Origin of the sequence: Polaromonas sp. CF318 (genome assembly GCF_000282655.1) — a bacterium.
Taxonomy (GTDB): Bacteria; Pseudomonadota; Gammaproteobacteria; order Burkholderiales; family Burkholderiaceae_C; genus Polaromonas.
This window is the reverse complement of the sequence record NZ_AKIV01000060.1, coordinates 127250-148165: the sequence shown is the minus strand read 5'-3', so window position 1 is coordinate 148165 and position 20916 is coordinate 127250. Positions and strand designations below refer to the sequence as shown.

Annotated in this window: 19 protein-coding genes; 13 read left to right on the top strand and 6 right to left on the bottom strand. The window is 63.4% G+C overall.

Annotation, left to right across the window (positions count from 1 at the left end):
• Positions 1-909: methionine adenosyltransferase (gene metK, locus PMI15_RS10980; RefSeq protein WP_007868240.1), on the bottom strand; the 909-nt coding region annotated here is incomplete at its 3' end.
• 176 nt (positions 910-1085) lie between these two features.
• Between metK and PMI15_RS10975 the strand changes: the two genes are divergently transcribed.
• Positions 1086-1949, top strand: coding sequence for a lysophospholipid acyltransferase family protein (locus PMI15_RS10975; RefSeq protein ID WP_007868238.1), 864 nt, complete (start codon positions 1086-1088; stop codon positions 1947-1949).
• The gene (locus PMI15_RS10970) at positions 1946-2842 is read left to right on the top strand and encodes a lysophospholipid acyltransferase family protein (RefSeq protein ID WP_007868236.1); all 897 of its coding nucleotides are present in this window, start codon (positions 1946-1948) and stop codon (positions 2840-2842) included. The genes PMI15_RS10975 and PMI15_RS10970 overlap by 4 nt, the downstream gene beginning before the upstream one ends.
• Before the next feature lie 21 nt (positions 2843-2863).
• Here PMI15_RS10970 and PMI15_RS10965 read toward each other — a convergent pair whose 3' ends face one another.
• Both PMI15_RS10965 and yihA read right to left on the bottom strand, forming a co-directional pair.
• Positions 2864-3775: an alpha/beta fold hydrolase gene (locus PMI15_RS10965; protein WP_007868233.1), complete on the bottom strand. Its 912-nt coding sequence runs from the start codon at positions 3773-3775 to the stop codon at positions 2864-2866.
• Positions 3776-3816: 41 nt separating this feature from the next.
• A complete protein-coding gene (gene yihA / locus PMI15_RS10960; RefSeq protein ID WP_007868230.1) occupies positions 3817-4551 on the bottom strand; it encodes a ribosome biogenesis GTP-binding protein YihA/YsxC in 735 nt (244 codons plus the stop codon).
• Between the two features lie 211 nt (positions 4552-4762).
• Here yihA and PMI15_RS10955 point away from each other — a divergent pair, with 211 nt between their 5' ends.
• From PMI15_RS10955 to PMI15_RS10935, 5 genes are all read left to right on the top strand, one after another.
• Entirely contained in the window at positions 4763-5437 is a 675-nt protein-coding gene (locus PMI15_RS10955) for a cytochrome c (RefSeq protein WP_007868228.1), read from the top strand.
• A 173-nt stretch (positions 5438-5610) separates the two neighbouring features.
• Positions 5611-7809, top strand: a complete 2199-nt coding sequence (locus PMI15_RS10950; RefSeq protein ID WP_007868226.1) for a cytochrome c biogenesis protein ResB — start codon at positions 5611-5613, stop codon at positions 7807-7809.
• Positions 7806-9182, top strand: a complete 1377-nt coding sequence (ccsB, locus tag PMI15_RS10945) for a c-type cytochrome biogenesis protein CcsB (protein WP_007868224.1) — start codon at positions 7806-7808, stop codon at positions 9180-9182. Before PMI15_RS10950 ends, ccsB begins: the two co-directional genes overlap by 4 nt.
• Before the next feature lie 95 nt (positions 9183-9277).
• Positions 9278-10276, top strand: coding sequence for a protein-methionine-sulfoxide reductase catalytic subunit MsrP (msrP, locus tag PMI15_RS10940; protein WP_007868222.1), 999 nt, complete (start codon positions 9278-9280; stop codon positions 10274-10276).
• Positions 10276-10935: a sulfite oxidase heme-binding subunit YedZ gene (locus PMI15_RS10935; protein WP_007868219.1), complete on the top strand. Its 660-nt coding sequence runs from the start codon at positions 10276-10278 to the stop codon at positions 10933-10935. Before msrP ends, PMI15_RS10935 begins: the two co-directional genes overlap by 1 nt.
• Before the next feature lie 25 nt (positions 10936-10960).
• On the opposite strand, the gene lysA is transcribed toward PMI15_RS10935, so the two are convergent.
• Together lysA and PMI15_RS24355 are read right to left on the bottom strand one after the other, a co-directional pair.
• Positions 10961-12250, bottom strand: coding sequence for a diaminopimelate decarboxylase (lysA, locus tag PMI15_RS10930; protein WP_007868217.1), 1290 nt, complete (start codon positions 12248-12250; stop codon positions 10961-10963).
• Positions 12251-12411: 161 nt separating this feature from the next.
• Positions 12412-12639, bottom strand: coding sequence for a lipoprotein (locus PMI15_RS24355; protein ID WP_036838425.1), 228 nt, complete (start codon positions 12637-12639; stop codon positions 12412-12414).
• A 12-nt stretch (positions 12640-12651) separates the two neighbouring features.
• Between PMI15_RS24355 and cyaY the strand changes: the two genes are divergently transcribed.
• On the top strand, positions 12652-12987 hold the full coding sequence (cyaY, locus tag PMI15_RS10920; RefSeq protein WP_007868215.1) for an iron donor protein CyaY: 336 nt from the start codon (positions 12652-12654) through the stop codon (positions 12985-12987).
• A 72-nt stretch (positions 12988-13059) separates the two neighbouring features.
• Here cyaY and PMI15_RS10915 read toward each other — a convergent pair whose 3' ends face one another.
• Entirely contained in the window at positions 13060-15486 is a 2427-nt protein-coding gene (locus PMI15_RS10915) for a penicillin-binding protein 1A (RefSeq protein WP_007868214.1), read from the bottom strand.
• Positions 15487-15754: 268 nt separating this feature from the next.
• Between PMI15_RS10915 and PMI15_RS10910 the strand changes: the two genes are divergently transcribed.
• Genes PMI15_RS10910 through pilQ form a run of 5 tightly spaced genes read left to right on the top strand, consistent with a single transcriptional unit; the run spans position 15755 to position 20825 of the window.
• Entirely contained in the window at positions 15755-16834 is a 1080-nt protein-coding gene (locus tag PMI15_RS10910; protein WP_007868213.1) for a pilus assembly protein PilM, read from the top strand.
• Complete coding sequence (locus tag PMI15_RS10905; protein WP_007868212.1) at positions 16831-17475, top strand: PilN domain-containing protein; 645 nt, start codon at positions 16831-16833, stop codon at positions 17473-17475. The genes PMI15_RS10910 and PMI15_RS10905 overlap by 4 nt, the downstream gene beginning before the upstream one ends.
• 16 nt (positions 17476-17491) lie before the next feature.
• Positions 17492-18160 carry a type 4a pilus biogenesis protein PilO gene (locus tag PMI15_RS10900; protein WP_007868211.1) on the top strand — a complete coding sequence of 223 codons (669 nt, stop codon included), beginning with the start codon at positions 17492-17494 and terminating at the stop codon, positions 18158-18160.
• Complete coding sequence (locus PMI15_RS10895) at positions 18157-18708, top strand: pilus assembly protein PilP (protein WP_007868210.1); 552 nt, start codon at positions 18157-18159, stop codon at positions 18706-18708. The genes PMI15_RS10900 and PMI15_RS10895 overlap by 4 nt, the downstream gene beginning before the upstream one ends.
• On the top strand, positions 18705-20825 hold the full coding sequence (pilQ, locus tag PMI15_RS10890; RefSeq protein ID WP_007868208.1) for a type IV pilus secretin PilQ: 2121 nt from the start codon (positions 18705-18707) through the stop codon (positions 20823-20825). Before PMI15_RS10895 ends, pilQ begins: the two co-directional genes overlap by 4 nt.
• Positions 20826-20916 lie beyond the last annotated feature (91 nt).

Here is a 20916-nt window from a genome sequence, read left to right as displayed (position 1 = left end):
CTGGCGGGCCAGGCCGGCCGCCACGATGTTCTTGGCAACGTAGCGGGCGGCGTAGGCGGCCGAACGGTCCACCTTGCTGGGGTCTTTGCCGCTGAAGGCGCCGCCGCCGTGCGGGCAGGCGCCGCCGTAGGTGTCGACGATGATCTTGCGGCCGGTCAGGCCGCAGTCGCCTTGCGGGCCGCCGATGACGAAGCGGCCGGTTGGGTTGATCAGATAACGGGTGTCTTTGGTCAGCATGCCCTTGGGCAGCACCGGCTTGATGATTTCCTCGATGATGGCTTCATTGAAAGAGGCCTTCATCTTGTGCGGGGTTTCGCTCTGGTCGGGGCTGTGCTGGGTGGACAGCACCACGGTGTCTATGCTGTGCGGCTTGCCGTCCACGTAGCGCATGGTCACCTGGCTTTTTGCGTCGGGGCGCAGGAAAGGCAGGCGGCCGTCCTTGCGCAGCTGGGCCTGGCGCTCGACCAGGCGGTGCGCGTAGTAAATCGGCGCGGGCATCAGGTCGGGCGTTTCGTCGCAGGCGTAACCGAACATCAGGCCCTGGTCGCCGGCGCCTATGTTCAGGTGGTCGTCGGAGGCGTGGTCCACGCCCTGGGCGATGTCGTTGGACTGCTTGTCGTAGCAGACCATGACGGCGCAACCCTTGTAGTCGATGCCGTATTCGGTGTTGTCGTAGCCGATGCGCTTGATGGTGTCGCGCGCGACCTGGATGTAGTCAACGTGGGCGTTGGTGGTGATCTCGCCGGCCAGCACGACCAGGCCGGTGTTGGTCAGGGTCTCGGCGGCGACGCGGCTGCGCGGGTCCTGTTTGAAGATCGCATCGAGAATCGCGTCGGAAATCTGGTCAGCTACCTTGTCGGGATGGCCTTCGGAGACGGATTCGGAAGTAAAGAGAAAATCGTTCGCCATTGCGTACACTCCATGAAGTTTGTCGGCGCGTTGCCGGCTGGGGTGCTTCGGCGAACGCTTTAGCAGTTTGGTTTAATGTCGCCCTGCAAGTTGTTCAATAACTCGGCGACAGCCCTCATTATAAGACAGCCCTTTTTCGGCTGGATTGGCCCATCAATACCCCTTTTGCCTGATCAATGCCCTGGTTGTTCCGATTTTTCGCCCTCTGGCCGCTGGCTGCCCTGCATGCGCTGGGCGCGGGGCTGGGCTGGCTGGTCTGGGCGCTGAGCCCGCGCTACCGCGCGCAGTTCCGGGCCCACGTGGCGCAGGCCGGCCTGCCCTTTGAGCTGGCCCGCCCGGCGATCGCCGAAGCCGGGCGCTTTATCGCCGAACTGCCCAAGCTGTGGATGCGGCCGGCCACGGAATCCTGCCTGGGCAATGTGCGGGTGGAGGGCCAGGCCCATGCCGAAAGCGCTTTCGCGCAAGGCCGCGGCGTGATTTTTTTCGGGCCGCATTGCGGCAGTTTTGAGCTGGGCCCGCAGGCGCTGGCCGAGCTCTACGGCCCCATCACCGCCATCTACCGGCCCGCGCGCAAGGCCTGGCTGGCGCGGCTGGAGCGCCTGGCGCGCGACCGCGCCAACCTCACGGTGGTTCCGGCCTCCCTGAGCGGCATCCGCCTGATGCACAAGACCCTCAAAGCCAACCAGGCCGTGGCGCTGCTGACCGACCAGGTACCGCCCGAGGGGCTGGGCGTCTGGGCGCCGTTCTTCGGCAAACCGGCTTACACCATGACCCTGGCGGCGCGACTGGCGCTGCAAAGCGGGGCGGTGCTGTTGCCGGTGAGCTGCGAACGCCTGCCGCACGGCAGCGGCTACTTCCTCAAGATATGGCCGGCGGTCCAAGGAGTCCAACCCGACGACGCCGGCAAGCCGCGCGCCGAGCTGCTGCAGGCCGTGACGCAGATCAACCGCGCGATTGAAGCCATTGTGCTGAGCCAGCCCGGCCAGTACCTGTGGGGCTACGCACGCTACAAGACACCACGCAAGGAAGCACCGCTTTGAAGACTGTCCGCCAGATGGCCAGCCGGCTCGTAACCCGCGGCGGCATTCTTTTCATGCAGCTGCTGGCCCTGGTGCCGCTGTCGTGGACACGCGGCCTGGGGGTGCTGCTCGGCTGGGTGTTGTATGCCGTTGTCGGCGCGCGCCGGCGCGTGGTGGACGCCAACCTGGCCCTGTGTTTCCCGGCGCTTTCCGCCGAAGAGCGGCGCCGACTGAACGTGCAGACCTTTGTGTACTTCGCCCAGGCCTGGCTGGACCGCGCCTGGCTGTGGCACGCGCCCAAAGCCTGGGTGCAGCGCCGCGTACACCTGACGGGCGCGGTTGAAGAACTCGCGGGCAACGCGCCTACGGTGATTTTCCTGCCGCATTTTGTGGGCCTGGATGCGGCCTGGACCGCGGTGGCGCTGCAGATGCCCCGGCCCTCCACAACCATTTACACCGACCAGTCCAACAAGCTGGTGGACCGCTGGATACTGCGCGGGCGCCGGCGCTTCGGCAACCTGCGCCTGTTCGGCCGCGCGGCCGGCGTCAAGCCCATCGTGGCGGCGCTGCGCGAAGGCCAGCCCCTGTATTTGCTGCCCGACATGGATTTCGGCCCCGACGATTCGGTGTTCGTGCCCTTCTTCGGCGTACCGACCGCCACCGTGCCATCGCTCTCGCGCTTTGCCAAACTGGGCCGCGCCAAGGTACTGCCGCTGCTGCCGCGCATCACCGCCACCGGCTATGAGGTGCAGGTGCTGCCGGCCTGGAGCGATTTCCCCAGCGACGACCCGGTGGCCGACACCGCGCTCATGAACGCGCGGCTGCGCGACTACATCGAAGCCATGCCGGCGCAGTACTACTGGGTGCACAAGCGCTTCAAGACCCGGCCAGAGGGCGATCCTTCGATGTATTGAGCTGGCGCAGGCCTGCGGCCGTTAGCGTAAAAAATCCCGCAGGTATGCCGCCACCAAGGCCGGCTGCTCATGGACTATCCAATGGGTCGCCCCCGCGATGCGCTGCAACGCCATCTGCGGCACATAGTCCTGCAAGCCGTCCAGCAGGGCCGCCGGCAGGGCGATGTCGTCCATGGCCCAGAGCACCAGGGTGGGAAGATGGATTTCCAGCATCTCGCGAGGAATCGTCACGGCCGCCGCGGCCGGGTCGTTGTGCGGCGGGCCGGGCCGGGGAGGGCGCAGCGGCGAGGCGCGGTAGTAGTTGCAGGGCCCGGTCAGTCCCCGGCGCCAGACATCGCGGTATTGTTCGCGCAGCGCATCGGTGAGCCAGGCGTGCGGGCCGTCGGCCGCGCCCATGTGGGTGAAAAACTCCCAGAGGCGGCGAAAGTCGTCCTCGGCCAGCAGTGCTTCTGCGTCGGGGCGGATCAGGAAATTCATATAGGCACTGGCGGCCTGCTGCGCCGGCGAATGCTGCAGCTCGCGCAAAAAAGTGCCGGGGTGGGGTGAGTTGATGATGGCCAGTTTTTTCATCAGGGCCGGATGGCCTGCGGCCAGGTTCCAGGCCACGGCGCCGCCCCAGTCGTGGGCAATCAAACATTCAAGCCGTCCGCCCTCCAGCGTGATCAGAGCCGCGATGTCCTGCACCAGATGCTTGGGCCGGTAGGCCGCGGCCTCGGCGGGTGCGCTGGATTGTTCAAAGCCGCGCAGGTTGGGTGCGATGCAGCGAAAGCCGCCGTTTTCAGGCCGGGCAAAGTGTTCAAGCAGGCCGTCCCAGACAAAAGCCGCTTCGGGAAAACCGTGCAGAAACATCAGCACGGGCCGGCCTTTGGCACCGCTGGTGCGGCAGGACAGGCTGATGCCGTGGGGCAGGGCCTGCAAACGGGTTTCAATCATGGCGTTCGCTTTCTGGCTAGGACTGAAAGCGCCGCCCGTCCTCAATCGTTGATTTCAGGCAAGTCGTCGGGCGCACCCTTGGCGGGCTTGCCCGGCTTTTCATTTTCAGCCGGATGCGCCCAGTCCCACAAATGCTGGGCGACTTCCTCAACGCCCTGGCGCTTCAGCGAAGAAAAGAGTTTGACGTCTCCGCCGCCGGCCTGCAGTCGCACAATGGACAGCGCCTTGGCCGCCTCGGTCTTGTTGAGCTTGTCCGATTTGGTCAGCAGCACCAGGAATTTCAGGCCTTCTTCGACGCGCGGACGGATCACGTCGAGCAGGATTTCGTCGAGCTCGGTCAGGCCCAGACGCGGGTCGCACAGCAGCACCACGGCTTTCAGGTTGTCGCGTGTCTGCAAATAGTTGCCCATCACCTGCTGCCAGCGGTATTTGGCCTCCTTGGGCACTGCCGCATAGCCGTAGCCCGGCAGGTCGGCCAGCACCGCGTCCATCACGCCCTGTTTGCCCAGGCTGAACAGGTTGATGCTTTGCGTGCGCCCGGGCGTCTTGGAGGCAAAAGCCAGCCTGTGCTGCTGCGTCAGCGTGTTGATGCAGGTGGATTTGCCGGCATTGGAGCGGCCCACGAAAGCGATTTCGGGCACGTCGACGCGCGGCAGGTGCTTGAGTTCGGGCGCGGTGGTGAGGAACTTGGCCGTGTGCAGCCAGCCCATGGCGATCTTGGGATCGGGGGCGCCGGGTGCGGCGGGAGCTTGTTTGGGCGGCGGTGCGGAGGTCATGGTCGGGCGGTCCCTGAAGGTCGTTTGCATGCCGGCGGCATGCGTTGAAAGGGGCCAAAGCCCCTGTGGGCGGGGCTTGGGAGGCCGTCAACCGGCAGGGAGCTCCTGGCGGCTTGCCGCGGCAAGACCCCGAATAATCGGGGGTGCCCTGAAGCCATTGTAAAATCAGAAAGTTATACGTTTTGTGCGCCAACCAATTAAAACCCCCGATATGAAGCTGTTCGTTACTTCCCTCCTGGCCGCTTTGCTGGCCGTGCCCGCCGTATCGTCCTTCGCCGCCGGCGAAGCAGCCGCACCCGCGCACGATGCCGCCCCGGCCGCCGCAGCGGCTCCGGCCAAGGTTGCCAAACCCGATCTGGTCAAGGGCGAGGCCAGCTTCACCGCCGTGTGCGCGAGCTGCCACGGCGCCGACGGCAATTCCGGCACGCCGGCCAACCCCAAGCTGGCGCAGCAGCACCCCGAATACCTGGTCAAGCAGCTGCAGGAGTTCAAATCCGGCAAGCGCAAAAACCCCATCATGCAGGGCTTCGCCTCGGCGCTCTCCGACGATGACATGAAAAACATTGCCTACTGGGCCACCTCGAAAAAAGCCAAAACCGGCTTTGCCAAGGACAAGGAGCTGGTCGCCCTCGGTGAGCGCATCTACCGCGGCGGCGTGCAGGACCGCCAGATCGCCGCCTGCGCGGGCTGCCACAGCCCGACCGGCGCCGGCATTCCTTCCCAGTACCCGCGCCTGAGCGGCCAGCATTCCGACTACACCGTGACGCAACTGACGGCTTTCCGTGACGGCAGCCGCAAGAACAGCATCCCCATGACCCAGGTCGCCGCCAAGCTCAACGACCGCGAAATCCGTGCTTTGGCTGACTACATTGCCGGCTTGCGCTAAGCCGCTGCCCGCCTGGAGGCGGGTTTTTTTGCCGAAAATACACGCAGGCCGACTGCAGTATTGAACCCAAGCCGCTAAAACCAATCACACCAAGGCGGGTCTTTCTGATGAAGGCCCGCCTTTTTCTTTTTCCCTTGCCGGCTGCCGCCAGCCGATCCGGTTCCACTTAAAGCATGACAGTTTCCACCCAGGGTATGAAGGTCAATTGGGGCTCCCGCAGCTTGCGGGCGTCGGTGGAACTGTTGTCGTCCATGCGGTTTTCCATTTCGCTGCTGACGGTGATCTGCATCGCGTCCATCATCGGCACGGTGCTCAAGCAGGCGGAGCCGCTGGGCAATTATGTGAACCAATTCGGCCCGTTCTGGGCGCAGGCTTTCAGCCTGCTGAGCCTGAACACGGTCTACAGCGCCTGGTGGTTTTTGCTGATCCTGGCCTTCCTGGTGATCTCCACCTCGTTGTGCATCGCGCGCAACACGCCCAAAATCCTGGCGGACTTGAGCCAGCTCAAGGAGAACGTCCGCGAGCAAAGCCTCAAGGCCTTCGGCCATCGTGCCGAGGCCGCGCTGGCCGAAGCGCCCGAGGCCGCCGCGCGCCGCATCGGCCAGACGCTGGTGCAAAGCGGCTGGAAGGTCAAGCTGCAGCAACGCCAGACGCCCGAAGGTGGCGGCTGGATGGTGGCCGCCAAGAAGGGCGCGGCCAACAAGCTCGGCTACATCGCGGCGCACAGCGCCATCGTGCTGGTGTGCGTGGGCGGCCTGCTGGACGGCGACATGATCGTGCGCGCGCAGATGTGGCTCAACGGAAAGTCCATCTATACCGGCGGCGGCCTGATCGCCGACGTGCCGGCGCAGTATCGCCTGAGCGACAGCAACCCGACCTTTCGCGCTAACCTGCTGGTGGCCGAGGGCACCCAGTCCGGCACCGCCATCCTGAACCAGCCCGGCGGCGTGCTGCTGCAGGAGCTGCCGTTTTCCATCGAGCTGAAAAAATTCATCGTCGAGTACTACTCGACCGGCATGCCCAAGCTGTTCGCCAGCGACATCATCATTCACGACAAGGAAACCGGCGAGAAGATTCCGGCGCGCGTGGAAGTCAACCACCCGGCCCGCCACAGGGGCATCGAGATTTACCAGTCCAGCTTTGACGACGGCGGCTCCAGCGTCACGCTCAAGGCCATTCCCATGGCGGCGGCCACCAAGCCCTTTGAAATCCAGGGCACGATAGGCGGCACCAGCAGCCTGAGCAACGGCCAGGGCGAGGGCGCCGAAAAACTGACGCTCGAGTACACCGCGCTGCGTGTCATCAACGTGGAAAACTTCGCCTCGGGCGGCAGCATGGGCGGCTCGGGCGCCGACGTGCGCAAGGTCGACCTGCACCAGGCCATCGACTCGCGCCTGGGCGCGGCCAACAAGACAGTCACGCAAAAAGAACTGCGCAACGTCGGGCCCAGCGTGAGCTACAAGCTGCGCGACTCCGCCGGCCAGGCCCGCGAATTCCACAACTACATGCTGCCTGTCAAGACCGATCCCGGCGAAAACAGCCCGGCGGTTTACCTGCTGGGTGTGCGCGAAACGCCCTCGGCTCCCTTCCAGTACTTGCGCATTCCGGTTGATGCCGAAGGCGGCATGGACACCTTTTTGCGCCTGCGCGCCGCGCTGGCCAACCCGGCCCAGCGCGAGCTGGCCGTCAGGCGTTATGCCAGCCAGGCCATAGGCCGCGACCGGCCCGAACTGGCACAGCAGCTCGCGGCCTCGGCCTCGCGCGCGCTGGCGCTGTTTGCCGGCAGCGGCTCCGATGCCGTCAACGGCAATGGAAAGACCACGGCGGGCCTGCAGGCGATTTCCGACTTCATGGAGGCCAACGTGCCCGAGGCCGAGCGTAACCGCGCCGGCGAGGTGCTGGTGCGCATCCTCAATGGCGCGCTGTTCGAGCTGGCGCAGATGACACGCGAGCAGGCCGGGCTCAAGCCCATGGCGCAGGACGAGAAAACCCTGGGCTTTATGTCGCAGATGGTGCTGAGCCTGTCGGACGCGCATTTTTACCCCGCGCCCATGGCGTTTGAGCTCAAGGATTTCACCCAGGTCCAGGCCAGTGTGTTCCAGGTGGCGCGCGCCCCGGGCAAAACCATTGTGTACCTGGGCTGTGCCTTGCTCATCCTCGGCGTGTTCGCCATGCTCTATGTGCGTGAACGCCGCGTCTGGGTCTGGCTGGCGCCGGGCGGCCGGGGTGAGGGTGGTAATGCCGCGGGTTCAATGCCAGAATCGGCTTCAAGCAGCCAGGCCACCATGGCCTTGTCCACCAACCGCAAAACGCTGGATGGCGACAAGGAGTTCGAGATGTTGAAAACGAAACTGTTGCAGGCGCCTCTATGAATACCTCCACCATCAACACCACGGCGGTGAACACCACCACGCTGAAGGCCGGCGGCGACACCGCGCTAAGCCTCAACGAAGGCTACTTCGCCCGGCGCAATGTGCTGGACTGGGTGTTCGCCGCGCTGGTCGCCGGCGGCTTTCTCTACGCCTTCGCGCGCTACGGCGCTTTCATGGACGTCTATGAAAAGGGCATCCTGCTGGCGGCCATTCCGGCGGCCATCGCGATGGGCTGGTTCTGGCGGCCGCTGCGGGTGCTCATGGTGGTGGTGAGCGCCTTCGCCCTGCTGGGCATTGCGTCCTACCAGGGTGATCTGGCGCGGGCCGACCAGGTGTTCTGGCTCAAGTACTTTCTCTCCAGTCAGTCGGCCATTCTGTGGATGAGTGTGCTGTTTTTCATGAGCACGATTTTTTACTGGCTGGGGATGTTTGCCAAGGGCCAGAGCAGCACGCTGGAATCCCTGGGCTCCAAAATCGCCTGGGTTGCCGTGGGCATGGCGCTGATCGGCACGCTGGTGCGCTGGTATGAGAGCTACCTGATAGGCGCCGACGTCGGCCACATTCCCGTGAGCAACCTGTATGAAGTCTTCGTGCTGTTTTGCTGGATGACGGCGGCCTTCTACCTCTACTTTGAATCGCAGTACAACACGCGCGCATTGGGCGCCTTCGTGATGCTGGTGGTCAGCGCCGCGGTCGGCTTTCTGCTCTGGTACACCGTGGTGCGCGAAGCCCATGAAATCCAGCCGCTGGTACCCGCCCTCAAAAGCTGGTGGATGAAGCTGCACGTGCCGGCCAATTTCATCGGCTACGGCATGTTCTCGCTGGCCGCCATGGTGTCGCTGTCCTACCTGATCAAGCAGCAGGCCGATGAAACGCGCTGGCACCGGCTCACGCCACTGTGGCTGCTGGGCGTGGTGCTGTGTTTTGTGCCCATTGTGTTTCGCAGCAAGTCGCCGGCCGAAGTGGGCGGCAGCTACTACTGGGTCGGTTACCTGGCGGTGTCGGGGCTGATTGCCGCCGGCATCCTGCTGGGCCGCAAGCGCATCGCCGCGCGCCTGCCCAGCTTTGAAGTGCTGGACGACGTGATGTACAAAGCGATTGCCGTCGGCTTTGCTTTCTTCACCATTGCCACGGTGCTGGGCGCGCTGTGGGCCGCCGAGGCCTGGGGCGGCTACTGGAGCTGGGACCCCAAGGAAACCTGGGCGCTGATCGTCTGGCTCAACTACGCGGCCTGGCTGCACATGCGGCTCATGAAGGGCTTGCGCGGCACAGTTGCCGCCTGGTGGGCCCTGGTGGGGCTGGCCGTCACCTCGTTTGCTTTCCTGGGTGTCAATATGTTCCTCTCGGGCCTGCACAGCTACGGAACCTTGTAGCCGGCCGGGGGTCTTTCTGAAAGCCCGGCTGAATCCGTGTAAGAACCTGACGCGTATTCAGACTAAGCCATAACGGATTTATCAAGGACGCCCCCATGCTCATCAAAACCCACGCCAGCGGCTTCGACCACCCTGTTCCCAGCGAGATCACGCCGCAGGGCATCTACCACGGCCGCCGCGACCTGATCAAGCTCATGGCCACGGGCGCCGCGGGCGCGGCCATGGCCGGCTGGGCGGGGCGCCAGGCAATGGCGCAGACGGTGCAAAAACCCGGCAAGCTCGCAGCCCTGCCCGGCGGCAAATCGGCAGTGGCCGGCGCTGTGACCCTGGAAAAAATCACCGATTACAAAGACGCCTCCAGCTACAACAATTACTACGAGTTCGGCACCGACAAGGCCGACCCGGCCAGGAACGCCCATACGCTGGTTACCAAACCCTGGTCGGTGGCCGTCGAGGGCCTGGTCAAGCAGCCCAAGACCTTCATGCTGGAAGACCTCATCAAGCTGGCCCCGCAGGAAGAACGTATTTACCGCCTGCGTTGCGTGGAGGGCTGGTCCATGGTGATTCCCTGGGTCGGCTATTCATTGTCCGAACTGATCAAGAAGGTGGAGCCGCTCGGCAGTGCCAAATACGTCGAGTTCATCACCCTGGCCGATCCCAAGACCATGCCTTTTGTGGGCTCGCGCGTGCTGGACTGGCCTTATGTGGAAGCCCTGCGCATGGACGAGGCCATGCACCCGCTGGCCTTGCTGGCTTTCGGCATGTACGGCGAAGTGCTGCCCAATCAGAACGGCGCGCCGGTGCGCATGGTGCTGCCCTGGAAGTACGGCTTCAAGAGCGGCAAAAGCATCGTCAAGATCCGCTTCACCGACAAGGAGCCGCGCACGGCCTGGAACAAGGCCGCGGCGCAGGAGTACGGCTTTTATTCGAACGTGAATCCGGATGTCGACCACCCGCGCTGGAGCCAGGCCACCGAACGCCGCATCGGTGAAGACGGCCTGTTCGCCAAGAAGCGCAAAACACTCATGTTCAACGGCTATGAAGCCCAGGTGGGCCAGCTCTACGCGGGCATGGACCTCAAGAAGAACTTCTGATGGCCACCCTGCTGGCGGCGCGGCAAAAATGGTTGCTGCATCCTGCCGCAAAACCCATCCTCTTCGTCGCCTGCCTGTTGCCTTTTGCCTGGCTGTTCTACGGCGCCTTCAGCAACCAGCTGGGTGCCAACCCGGCCGAAGCGCTGATACGCGCCACCGGCGACTGGACGCTGCGATTTATCTGCATAGTCCTGGCGGTCACGCCGCTTCGGGTCATCAGCGGCACGCCGGCGCTGGCGCGTTTCAGGCGCATGCTGGGGCTGTTCGCGTACTTCTATGTGGTCGTTCACCTGCTGAGCTACAGCTGGTTTGACATGGGCTTTGACTTTGCCGATATCGCCAAGGACATCGCCAAGCGGCCTTTCATCCTGGTGGGCTTTTCGGCCTTTGTGCTGCTGACCCCGTTGGCGGCCACGTCATTTAATGCCGCGATCAAGGCCATGGGCGCCAGGCGCTGGCAGTGGCTGCACAAGCTGGTTTACCTGATCGCCGGCCTGGGACTGCTGCATTTTTTCTGGATGCGCGCGGGCAAGAACAATTTCGCCGAGGTGTTTGTGTACGCCGCGATCATTGCCGTGCTGCTGGGCTGGCGCGTGCAGCAATTCCTCAGGAAAAAGAAGCCGCAGCCGGCCTACGGCGTACGCGGCAAGCTGTCCTGACGACAGCCGCCGTAACCGCCGTCCTTCAGCCTGCCACCAGCTGTTCCTGCCGCATCTGGTCTTGCGCGCTTTCCCGCCGGCGTATCAGGTGCGCCTTGTCGCCATCCACCAGCACTTCAGCCGCGCGGCCGCGCGTGTTGTAGTTGCTGGCCATGCTCATGCAGTAGGCGCCGGCCGACATCACGGCCAGCGAGTCGCCCGCCGCCACGGCGAGCGTGCGGTCCCGGCCTATCCAGTCGCCGCTTTCGCAGACCGGCCCGACCACGTCATAAGTCATTTCGGATGCGCCTTGGGCGGCGGCAGCCGATAGCGGGACGATGGCGTGGAAAGCCTGGTACATGGCGGGGCGCGGCAGGTCATTCATGGCCGCGTCGATGATGCAGAAATTCTTATGCTCGCCGGGTTTGACGTAAAGCACTTGCGTCAGGCACACGCCGGCATTGCCGACCAGCGAACGGCCGGGTTCAATCATGAGCTTCTTGCCGCCGTAGCCGCGCGCGTCGAGCCGGGCCAGCAACTGCTGCCACAAGGCATCGGCCTCGGGCGGGGTGTCGTTGTTGTAGTTGATGCCCAGGCCGCCGCCGAAATCGATGTGCTCCAGCGGGATGCCGGCGGCTTCGATGGAGGCCACCAGGTCCAGCACCCGGTCCATGGCGTCGAGGTAGGGCGTGGCCTCGGTGATCTGCGAGCCGATATGGCAGTCGATGCCGACGACGCGCAGGCCCTTGAGCGAAGCCGCATGCCGGTAGATGCGCAGCGCCTCTTCGTGCGCCACGCCGAACTTGTTGTCCTTCAGGCCGGTGGAAATATAGGGGTGGGTCTTGGGGTCCACATTGGGGTTGACGCGTATGCTGACGGGCGCGCGCAGGCCCTGGGCCAGCGCCACCTCGGACAGCACGTCCAGCTCGGCTTCGCTCTCGACGTTGAAGCAGCCTATGCCGGCGGCCAGCGCCTGGCGCATCTCGGCGCGGGTTTTGCCCACGCCCGAGAAAATGATTTTGCCGGCTTCGCCGCCGGCGGCCAGCACGCGGTCCAGCTCGCCGCCCGAGACGATGTCGAAGCCGCAGCCGGCGCGGGCGAACACCTGCAGCACGCCCAGCGAGGAATTGGCTTTCATGGCATAGCAGATCTGCGCATCGCGGCCGGCAAAGCCGCGCTGGTAGGCGGCCAGTGCCGACAGCATGGCGGCCTTGGAATAAACGAATAGCGGTGTGCCGTGTGCGGCGGCGAGCTCGCGCAGGCTGAGGTTTTCAACAAAGAGCTCGCCCTCGCGGTAGGCGAAATGCGGATGGCCGGGAAGGGATGAACGGGTCATGGAAGTGAGTGGGCTGTGGGGTTCGGGGTATCTTAAGGAGGGCGCGGCCTGTGCGCCATGACCGATTCAAGGTGAATTTCGGCCGTTGCCTTGGATTTGAAGGTTCAGGCCGGTGTCTGCCTGAGGCCTGGCGGCGCGAGCGGGCAAATACAGGCCGGCGCCTATCGGGCGGCGGAAGCCGGCAAGGCCGGTGCGGCCGGCGCCTCGGGAAGCGCGGTGGCGGGCTGGGCGGGGCGGGCTGCGGCCGGAACCTTGGGCGGCACCGGAAGGTACAGCGGGCCTTTTTGGCCGCAACCGGCCAGCAGGGTGGCGCCGGCCACAATGGCGGCAAGGCCATGCCGTAAGGCGGGATTGCGGCGGCGGCCTAAAATTTGAGCTGAAGAAACCATGACGGGATTGTAATGACGGACCTTGAATACCAGGATCTGGCTGAACGCGCGCTTCAGGCGGTGGAAGCGGGCTGCGACCGGATCAACGATGAAACCAATGCGGACATCGATAACCAGCGCACCGGCGGCATGGTCACGCTGACTTTTTCCAACCGCAGCCAGATCGTGATCAACCTGCAAAAGCCCTTGCAGGAAATCTGGATGGCGGCCAAGGCCGGCGGGTTTCACTATAAATACAGGGAAGGGCGCTGGGCCGACACCAAGGATTCCAGCGAGTTCTTCGCCAATTTGTCGCGTTATGCCAGCGAGCAGGCAGGCCAGCCTTTGGTGTTCAAGGCGCAGGGCTGAGGTCCCGGGAATTTCGGCGGAATAAAAAAACGGCCCTCAAGGGCCGTTTTTCGTGCGGGCTGCGCCAAGCGCTCAGTTCTTGAACAAATCCAGGATGCGCTTTTTCTCGTCCGAAGGCGGGAGGACCTGGATCGCGCCGCCCGGCGCGCTGGCCGCCTGGCCGGGATTGGCTGCCGCCGGATCCTGCTGGACGCCGACGGTGCTGACACCCGAGCCCCGTGCGTATTCGCTGTAGTACCACTCGCCGCCCACATTGACGACGCCCTCGGGCGGCGGGTATTCGGCGACCGGGACCCCCTTGAGGGCGTATTCCATGTAATTGATCCAGATCGGCAGGCTCAGGCCGCCGCCGGTTTCGCGGTCGCCCAGCTTTTTGGGCGTGTCGTAGCCCATCCACACCGCCGCCGCCAGCGTGGGCTGGAAACCCACGAACCAGGTGTCTATGGAGTCGTTGGTCGTGCCGGTTTTGCCGTAGAGGTCGGGCCGCTTGAGTGTGGCTTGCGCCCTGGCCGCCGTGCCCGAGCGCGCGACTTCCTGCAGCAGGCTGTCCATGATGAAGGCATTGCGCGCGTCTATGCCCCGGGCCGACTCGTCCAGCGCGAGGGGCTTGGTCTCCAGCAGCACCTTGCCGCGCTGGTCGGTGATTTTGGTGACCAGGTAGGGATTGACGCGGTAGCCGCCGTTGGCGAACACGGAATAGGCGGTCACCATCTGCATGGGCGTGACCGAGCCGGCGCCCAGCGCCATGGTCAGGTAGGCCGGGTGTTTTTCCGCTTCAAAGCCGAAATGGGTGATCCAGTCCTGGGCGTAAGGCGCACCTATGGCCTGCAGGATGCGGATGGAAATCATGTTCTTGGATTTCTTCAAGCCGGTCCGCAGGCTCATGGGGCCGTCGAAGGTGCCGTCGTAGTTTTTCGGCTCCCAGGGCTGGCCGCCGGTCACGCCGGCATCGAAGAACAGGGGCGCATCGTTGACCACGGTGGCCGGGGTGAAGCCTTTTTCCAGCGCGGCCGAGTAGATAAAGGGCTTGAAGCTGGAGCCGGGCTGGCGCCAGGCCTGGGTGACGTGGTTGAACTTGTTTTTCTCGAAGTCAAAGCCACCCACCAGGGCACGTATGGAGCCGTCGCGCGGGTCCAGCGCCACGAATGCGCCTTCGACTTCGGGCAACTGGGTGATCTCCCAGGTGTTTTTCGGTGTTTTCGCCACGCGGATCAGGGCGCCGCGGCGTATCTTGATATTGGGACCGGCTTTCTCGGCCAGGCCCGACTGCGCGGGTTTGAGCCCGTCGCCGGTGATTTCGACGGTTTCGCTGTTCTGGCGCATGGCCAGGATGCGCTTGGGATTGGCCTCCAGCACCACGGCCGACATCACGTCGCCGTTGTCGGGGTTGTCGGTCAGCGCATCGTCAATGGCATCCTCGGTTTCCTGGGGGTTGACGGGCAGGTCTATGAATTTCTCGGGGCCGCGGTAGATCTGGCGGCGCTCGTAATCCATGATGCCCTTGCGCAGCGCCTTGTAGGCCACGGTCTGGTCGGTGGCACGCAGCGTGGTGTAGACGTTCAGGCCGCGGGTGTAGGTTTCGTCGCCGTACTGGTTGTAGATCAGCTGGCGCACCGTTTCGGCCACGTACTCGGCATGCACCCGGCCGGCGTCGGGCCCGGTCCTGACCTTCAGGGGCTCTTCCTTGGCGGCTTTGGCCTGCTCGGCCGTGATGAAGCCGTTTTCCTCCATGCGCTCGATGATGTAGAGCTGGCGCGCCCGGGCGCGCTTGGGGTTGATGATGGGGTTGTAGGCCGACGGCGCCTTGGGCAGGCCGGCCAGCATGGCGGCCTCGGAAATGGAGATGTTCTTGAGCGGCTTGCCGAAATAGGCTTCCGAGGCCGCGGCAAAACCATAAGCCCGGTTGCCCAGAAAGATCTGGTTCATATAGATCTCAAGGATCTGGTCCTTGGTCAGCATGTGCTCCAGCTTGAAGGTCAGCAGGATTTCATAAATCTTGCGGGTGTAGCTTTTTTCCGCCGAGAGGTAGACGTTGCGGGCCACCTGCATGGTGATGGTGGACGCGCCCTGGCTCTTGGCGCGGCCCACGTTGGCGAAGCCGGCGCGGATCACGCCAAGGTAGTCGACACCGCCGTGGGAGAAAAAGCGCGCGTCCTCAATAGCCAGCACGGCGTCCTTCATGACCTGGGGAATGTCCTGGATGGGGGTCAGGCTGCGCCGCTCTTCGCCGAACTCGCCGATCACCACGCCGTCGGCGGAATAAACGCGCAGCGGCAGCTTGGGCCGGTAGTCCACCAGATCCGAAATGTCGGGCAGGTTGGGGTAGGCGACCGAGAGGGCGACCGCCACGAACAGCAGGATGCTGACGACGCCCGCCAGCAACAGGCCCGTGCTCCATAAAAGGAGCTTGACCAGCCAGCGCGGCAGCCAGGACTTGCCGGAGGAGCTTGACTTGGCCGGGCTGGAGTTTGAATCAGGAGGGGGGGGCGTGGAGGGCATGTAGGCAATCGTAAAGTCGCGTCACTATTATAAAAATCCTGGAAACCGGGAGATATCGGGCTGCTTGCGAAGCGTCACACTTTTACGTTTGCAGACATCGTTTTGGCTCCGCTGACTCGCTTGCACTCAGTTACAAGCGTCGGCTTTTGACAACGTTCTGGATATGCAGAACAGGAAAAATCCTTACTGCACAAAGAGCTTACTGCTACTATTCAAGTGATTTCTTAAGTATGCAGGGCTACATATTAGCCGTCATTTGGGGACTGCCTTGATCTCTCTGGGGTCGTTATTCAACCGCCAACAACCCGCTTTGCTGGGTTTGGATATCAGTTCATCCAGCGTCAAGCTGGTGGAGTTGAGCCGTGACAAGGCCGGTAACCTGGTGCTGGATCGCTGCGCGATCGAGCCCCTGGAGCGCGGCTGGATCACGGACGGCAACGTCGAAAAATTCGACGAAGTCGCCGACGCCGTGCGCCGCCTGGTCAAAAAGAGCGGAACCCGCACCAAAAACGTCGCCATGGCGCTGCCCGCTTCCGCGGTCATTACCAAAAAAATCATCCTCCCCGGGGGCATGACGGACGCTGAGCTGGAAACCCAGGTCGAGTCCGAAGCCAATCAATATATTCCCTTCTCCCTGGATGAGGTCAGCCTGGACTTCTGCGTGGTGGGGCCCAGCGCCACTTCCGCCGGCGACGTCGAGGTGCTGATTGCCGCTTCGCGCAAGGAAAAAGTCCAGGATCGGGAAGGCCTGGCGGAAGCCGCGGGCCTCAAACCCATCGTGGTCGACGTGGAGTCCTATGCCTCGCGCCTGGCAACCGCCCGCCTGATCGAAAACCTGCCTAACAAGGGGGTGGACACCATGGTCGCCCTGTTTGAGGTCGGCGCCCTGACCACCAGCATGCAGGTCATCAAGAACGACGAAGTGCTGTATGAGCGCGACCAGGCCTTCGGCGGCGCCCAGCTGACGCAGCTGATCGTGCGCCAGTATGGTTTTTCACCTGAAGAGGCCGAAAGCAAGAAGCGCAGCGGCGATTTGCCCGAAGACTACGGCTCCGGCGTCCTGAAACCCTTTGTGGAAAGCATGGCCCAGGAAATCGGCCGCGCCCTACAGTTCTTCTTTACCAGCACCCCGCACAACAAGGTGGACTACGTCATGCTGGCCGGCGGCTCTTCCGCCTTGCCCGGGTTGACCGATTCCGTCACGCAGCAGACCTCGTTCGCCTGCCTCCTGGCCAATCCCTTCGAGGGCATGGAACTCGGCGACAGCGTGCGGGAGAAGAAAATGCGCCGCGAGGCATCGTCTTACCTGACCTCCTGTGGTCTGGCTTTGCGGAGGTTCCTGCAGTGATTCTGGTCAATCTGCTCCCGCACCGCGAAGCTGCGCGCAAGCGCAGGCGCGAAACATTTTTTGCAACCCTTGGCGTCGCTGCCCTGATCGGCGGCCTGATTTGCGGCGCCGTGTACTCCTGGTACCTGGCCCAGATCGAAAGCCAGCGCAGCAAGAACAACTTCCTGAAAACCGAGATCACCCGCCTGGAAAACCAGATCAAGGAAATTTCCACCCTGCAGGCGGAAATCGCTGCCCTGAGGGCGCGCCAGAACGCGGTGGAAGACCTGCAAGGCAACCGCAACATGCCGGTCTACCTGCTCAGCGAACTGGTCAAGCAGCTGCCTGACGGCGTGTACATCAACAGCATGAAGCAGGACAACCAGACGGTGTTCATCACCGGCGTGGCCCAGTCCAACGAGCGGGTTTCCGAACTGCTGCGCAACCTGGCCAACAACAGCCCCTGGCTGACCCGGCCGGAACTGGTTGAAATCACCGCCAGCGTCATATCGTTGACCCCGCGCGACCAGCGGCGGGTGTCCAATTTCTCCATGCGTGTCGGGCTCAAGCGCGCCAACGCGCCAAAGGCGCCCGGCTCCGCACCGGCTGGCTCGACGCCCGGTGCCGCGCCGGCGGCCGCGGCGATCCCGGCCAAGGCCTGAAGCAGGTTGAACGATCATGGCAAAAACTCCAAAAATCTCCGTCGATTTATCGGCGATCCAAAACAGCCTGAAGGCGCAGTTCTCCGGGCTTGATCCCAATGACCCGCCTTCATGGCCGGCTTTGCCGCGCTATCTTCTCTGCGTCGGCGTCACGGTCCTCGTGGTGGTCGCGCTGTGGTTTGTCTGGCTGAGCTCCTCTGATGAGGAACTGACGGCCGAGCAGGCCAAGGAAGTCCAGCTCAGGGAAGACTACAAGAAGAAGCTGGTGCAGGCGGTGAATCTTGACGCACTGAAAAAGCAGCGCGAACAGGTGCAGCAGTATGTGACCCAGCTCGAGAAGCAGCTGCCCAGCAAGGCTGAAATGGATGCCCTGCTGTCAGACATCAACCAGGCGGGCCTGGGCCGCAGCCTGCAGTTCGAGCTGTTCCGGCCGGGGCAGGTGAGCGTCAAGGAGTACTACGCCGAATTGCCCATCGCGGTGCGCGTCACGGGCCGTTACCACGATATCGGTGCTTTTGCCGCGGACATCGCCAATCTCTCCCGTATCGTGACTTTGAACAACCTGGCCCTGGTGCCGGCCAAGGACGGCAACCTCGTCATGGACACCACGGCCAAGACATTCCGCTATCTCGATCCCGAGGAAGTGGCCCTGCAGCGCAAGAGCGCCCCGGGAGCCAAAAAATGAGACTTCACCGCTATGTACTGACAGGCAGTTTGGTGTTGACGTTGCTGGCTCTGGCCGGTTGCGGTTCGTCCGAACAGGAAGAGTTGCAGCAATGGATGACGGAGCAGCGCAACGCCACCCGGCCCAAGGTCGATCCGCTGCCGGAGCCCACCAAGTTCTCACCGCAGGCCTATAACCAGGAAGGCTCCACCGAACCTTTCAGCAACCAGAAATTGACACAGGCGCTCAAGCGCGATTCCAACCAGGCGACGGCCAACGCGGGCCTGATCGCACCGGAGTTGAGCCGGCGCAAGGAGCCCCTGGAGGCCTACCCCCTGGACGCGACCTTCATGGTCGGAAGCCTGATCAAGGTAGGCCAGCCGGTGGCGCTGGTCAAGGTCGACAACCTGATTTACCAGGTCCGGGTCGGCAACTACCTTGGGCAGAATTACGGCCGTATCACGCAGGTGGGTGAGACAAGCCTTTCCCTGCGTGAGATCGTGCAGGACGCTGCGGGCGAATGGATTGAGCGGACGGCGACTTTACAGCTATTAGAGGGATCAAAATGAACAAGCAAACATGGGCATTGGAAGCAGAAGGTACGGGAGGCGGCCTGAAGCGTTTGCTTGAACGTGTGTTGCGCGGCGCTTCGTTCGGCATTGCCTTGTCGCTGATGGTGGCAACGCTGCCGCAGGCGGCGCAGGCCCAAAACTCGATTCAATCGGTGACCGGCTCGGTGCAGGGCAGTTCAGAGATCATCCGCATCGACCTGGCCGAGCCCCTGACCGCCATTCCCACCGGCTTCACTATCCAGTCGCCCGCACGCATCGCCCTGGACTTCCCCGGTGTCAGCAACGGCATGGGGCGGTCCGCGGTGGACATGAACCTGGGAAACCTGCGTTCGGCGAACGTGGTACAGGCCGGCGAGCGGACCCGCGTGGTGCTCAACCTCAAAGCACCGTCGACCTACAAGGCTGATATCCAGGGCAAATCGCTGGTGATCACGCTGGACTCCGCCGCTGGCTCGGCGGCGGCCGCGGCGCCGGCACAGGTATTTGCGGAAAGCCGCAACCGTGACATCCTGCCACTCAAGGATGTGGACTTCCGCCGTGGAACCGACAGCGCCGGGCGCATCGTCGTGGGCCTTTCCAACAACGAGGTGGGTGTTGACATACGCCAGCAGGGCCAGACCCTGGTGGTTGAGTTCCTGAAAACAACCTTGCCTGAAGGTTTGCGCCGCCGGCTGGACGTAGGCGATTTCGGCACGCCGGTGCAAACCGTCACGACCTTCCAGACCGGCGACAAGGTCCGCATGGTGGTGGAGCCCAAAGGCGCCTGGGAGCACAGCGCTTACCAGAGCGACAACCAGTTTGTGCTGGAAGTCCGTCCCCAGAAGGTCGACCCGACCAAATTGACGCAGGGCCCAGGCTACACCGGCGAGAAGCTTTCCCTGAACTTCCAGAACATTGAAATCCGCTCCCTGCTGCAGGTGATTGCCGACTTCACGAACTTCAATATCGTTACCTCCGATTCCGTGACGGGCAGCGTCACGCTGAGGTTGAAGGACGTGCCCTGGGACCAGGCGCTGGACATCATTCTCCAGTCCAAGGGCCTGGGCATGCGCAAAAACGGCAACGTGCTGGTGATAGCGCCCAAGGACGAGCTGGCGGCCAAGGACAAACTCGACCTGGAATCGCGTAACGCCATCCAGAGCCTGGAGCCTGTCCGCACCCAGTCCTTCCAGATCAATTACGCCAAGGCCGCGGATCTCGCGACACAGATTACCGCCGGCGGCAGCGGTCCTGCCAGCGCCCGTATCCTGTCCCAGCGCGGCAGTGTCATTGCCGAACCCCGGACCAACCTGCTGTTCGTGACCGACATTCCCTCCAGGCTGGAGGCGGTCCAGAACCTGATCACCAAGCTGGACGTGGCGGTTCGCCAGGTGCTGATCGAGGCGCGCATCGTCGAGGCCTCGGATACCTTCGGGAAATCGCTGGGCGTGCGGCTGGGCGGCCAGCCCTTCAACCAGAACACCAACACGGCGTTCGGCGGTACCTACAGCGCGACGACGGCCGGCACCAATGCCGGTGAGTTCCTGAGCCTGCCGGCCGTAGGCCAGAACGGTTTCTCGGCAGCGACCTTTGCCGTCTCCCTGTTCAATGCCGCGAAAACGCGATTCCTCAACCTCGAGATTTCCGCTTCCGAGGCGGACGGCAAGACCAAGATCGTCTCCAGCCCGCGGGTTGTCACGGCCGATCAGGTCAAGGCGCTGATTGAACAGGGTACGGAACTCCCGTATCAGCAGGCGACTTCCAGCGGTGCCACTGCCATCAGCTTCCGCAAAGCCAACCTGAAGCTTGAGGTCACGCCGCAGATCACCCCTGAGGGCAACATCATCCTGAACGTCGACGTCAACAAGGACAGCGTGGGTCGCGAAACGGCCAACGGCTTTGCGATCGACACCAAGCACATCCAGACGCAGGTGCTGGTGGAAAACGGCGGGACTGTGGTGATCGGCGGCATTTTTGAGCAGAACGACCGCGACAACGAAACCAAGGTTCCGTTCCTGGGCGACTTGCCAGGCGTCGGCAATCTGTTCAAGCAGAGGACCCGGTCGGCCACGAAATCCGAACTGCTGGTGTTCATCACCCCCAAGATGCTGACCAACGGCTCGGCGCTGCGCTGAGCCCCGCGGAGCCGGCCGCCGCGAGGCGGGGCCGGTTTGGTGGGAAAATGCAGGTAACGGCGGGCCCTTTGGGGCCTGTCGCGTTTGTGAA

Excerpts from the sequence above, each read along its gene's own strand:
- PMI15_RS10975 (WP_007868238.1), top strand. The coding sequence starts at position 1,086 with ATGCCCTGGTTGTTCCGATTTTTCGCCCTCTGGCCGCTGGCTGCCCTG.
- PMI15_RS10965 (WP_007868233.1), bottom strand. The coding sequence starts at position 3,775 with ATGATTGAAACCCGTTTGCAGGCCCTGCCCCACGGCATCAGCCTGTCC.
- yihA (WP_007868230.1), bottom strand. The coding sequence starts at position 4,551 with ATGACCTCCGCACCGCCGCCCAAACAAGCTCCCGCCGCACCCGGCGCC.
- PMI15_RS10955 (WP_007868228.1), top strand. The coding sequence starts at position 4,763 with ATGAAGCTGTTCGTTACTTCCCTCCTGGCCGCTTTGCTGGCCGTGCCC.
- PMI15_RS10950 (WP_007868226.1), top strand. The coding sequence starts at position 5,611 with ATGACAGTTTCCACCCAGGGTATGAAGGTCAATTGGGGCTCCCGCAGC.
- ccsB (WP_007868224.1), top strand. The coding sequence starts at position 7,806 with ATGAATACCTCCACCATCAACACCACGGCGGTGAACACCACCACGCTG.
- msrP (WP_007868222.1), top strand. The coding sequence starts at position 9,278 with ATGCTCATCAAAACCCACGCCAGCGGCTTCGACCACCCTGTTCCCAGC.
- PMI15_RS10935 (WP_007868219.1), top strand. The coding sequence starts at position 10,276 with ATGGCCACCCTGCTGGCGGCGCGGCAAAAATGGTTGCTGCATCCTGCC.
- lysA (WP_007868217.1), bottom strand. The coding sequence starts at position 12,250 with ATGACCCGTTCATCCCTTCCCGGCCATCCGCATTTCGCCTACCGCGAG.
- PMI15_RS24355 (WP_036838425.1), bottom strand. The coding sequence starts at position 12,639 with ATGGTTTCTTCAGCTCAAATTTTAGGCCGCCGCCGCAATCCCGCCTTA.
- cyaY (WP_007868215.1), top strand. The coding sequence starts at position 12,652 with ATGACGGACCTTGAATACCAGGATCTGGCTGAACGCGCGCTTCAGGCG.
- PMI15_RS10915 (WP_007868214.1), bottom strand. The coding sequence starts at position 15,486 with ATGCCCTCCACGCCCCCCCCTCCTGATTCAAACTCCAGCCCGGCCAAG.
- PMI15_RS10900 (WP_007868211.1), top strand. The coding sequence starts at position 17,492 with ATGGCAAAAACTCCAAAAATCTCCGTCGATTTATCGGCGATCCAAAAC.
- PMI15_RS10895 (WP_007868210.1), top strand. The coding sequence starts at position 18,157 with ATGAGACTTCACCGCTATGTACTGACAGGCAGTTTGGTGTTGACGTTG.
- pilQ (WP_007868208.1), top strand. The coding sequence starts at position 18,705 with ATGAACAAGCAAACATGGGCATTGGAAGCAGAAGGTACGGGAGGCGGC.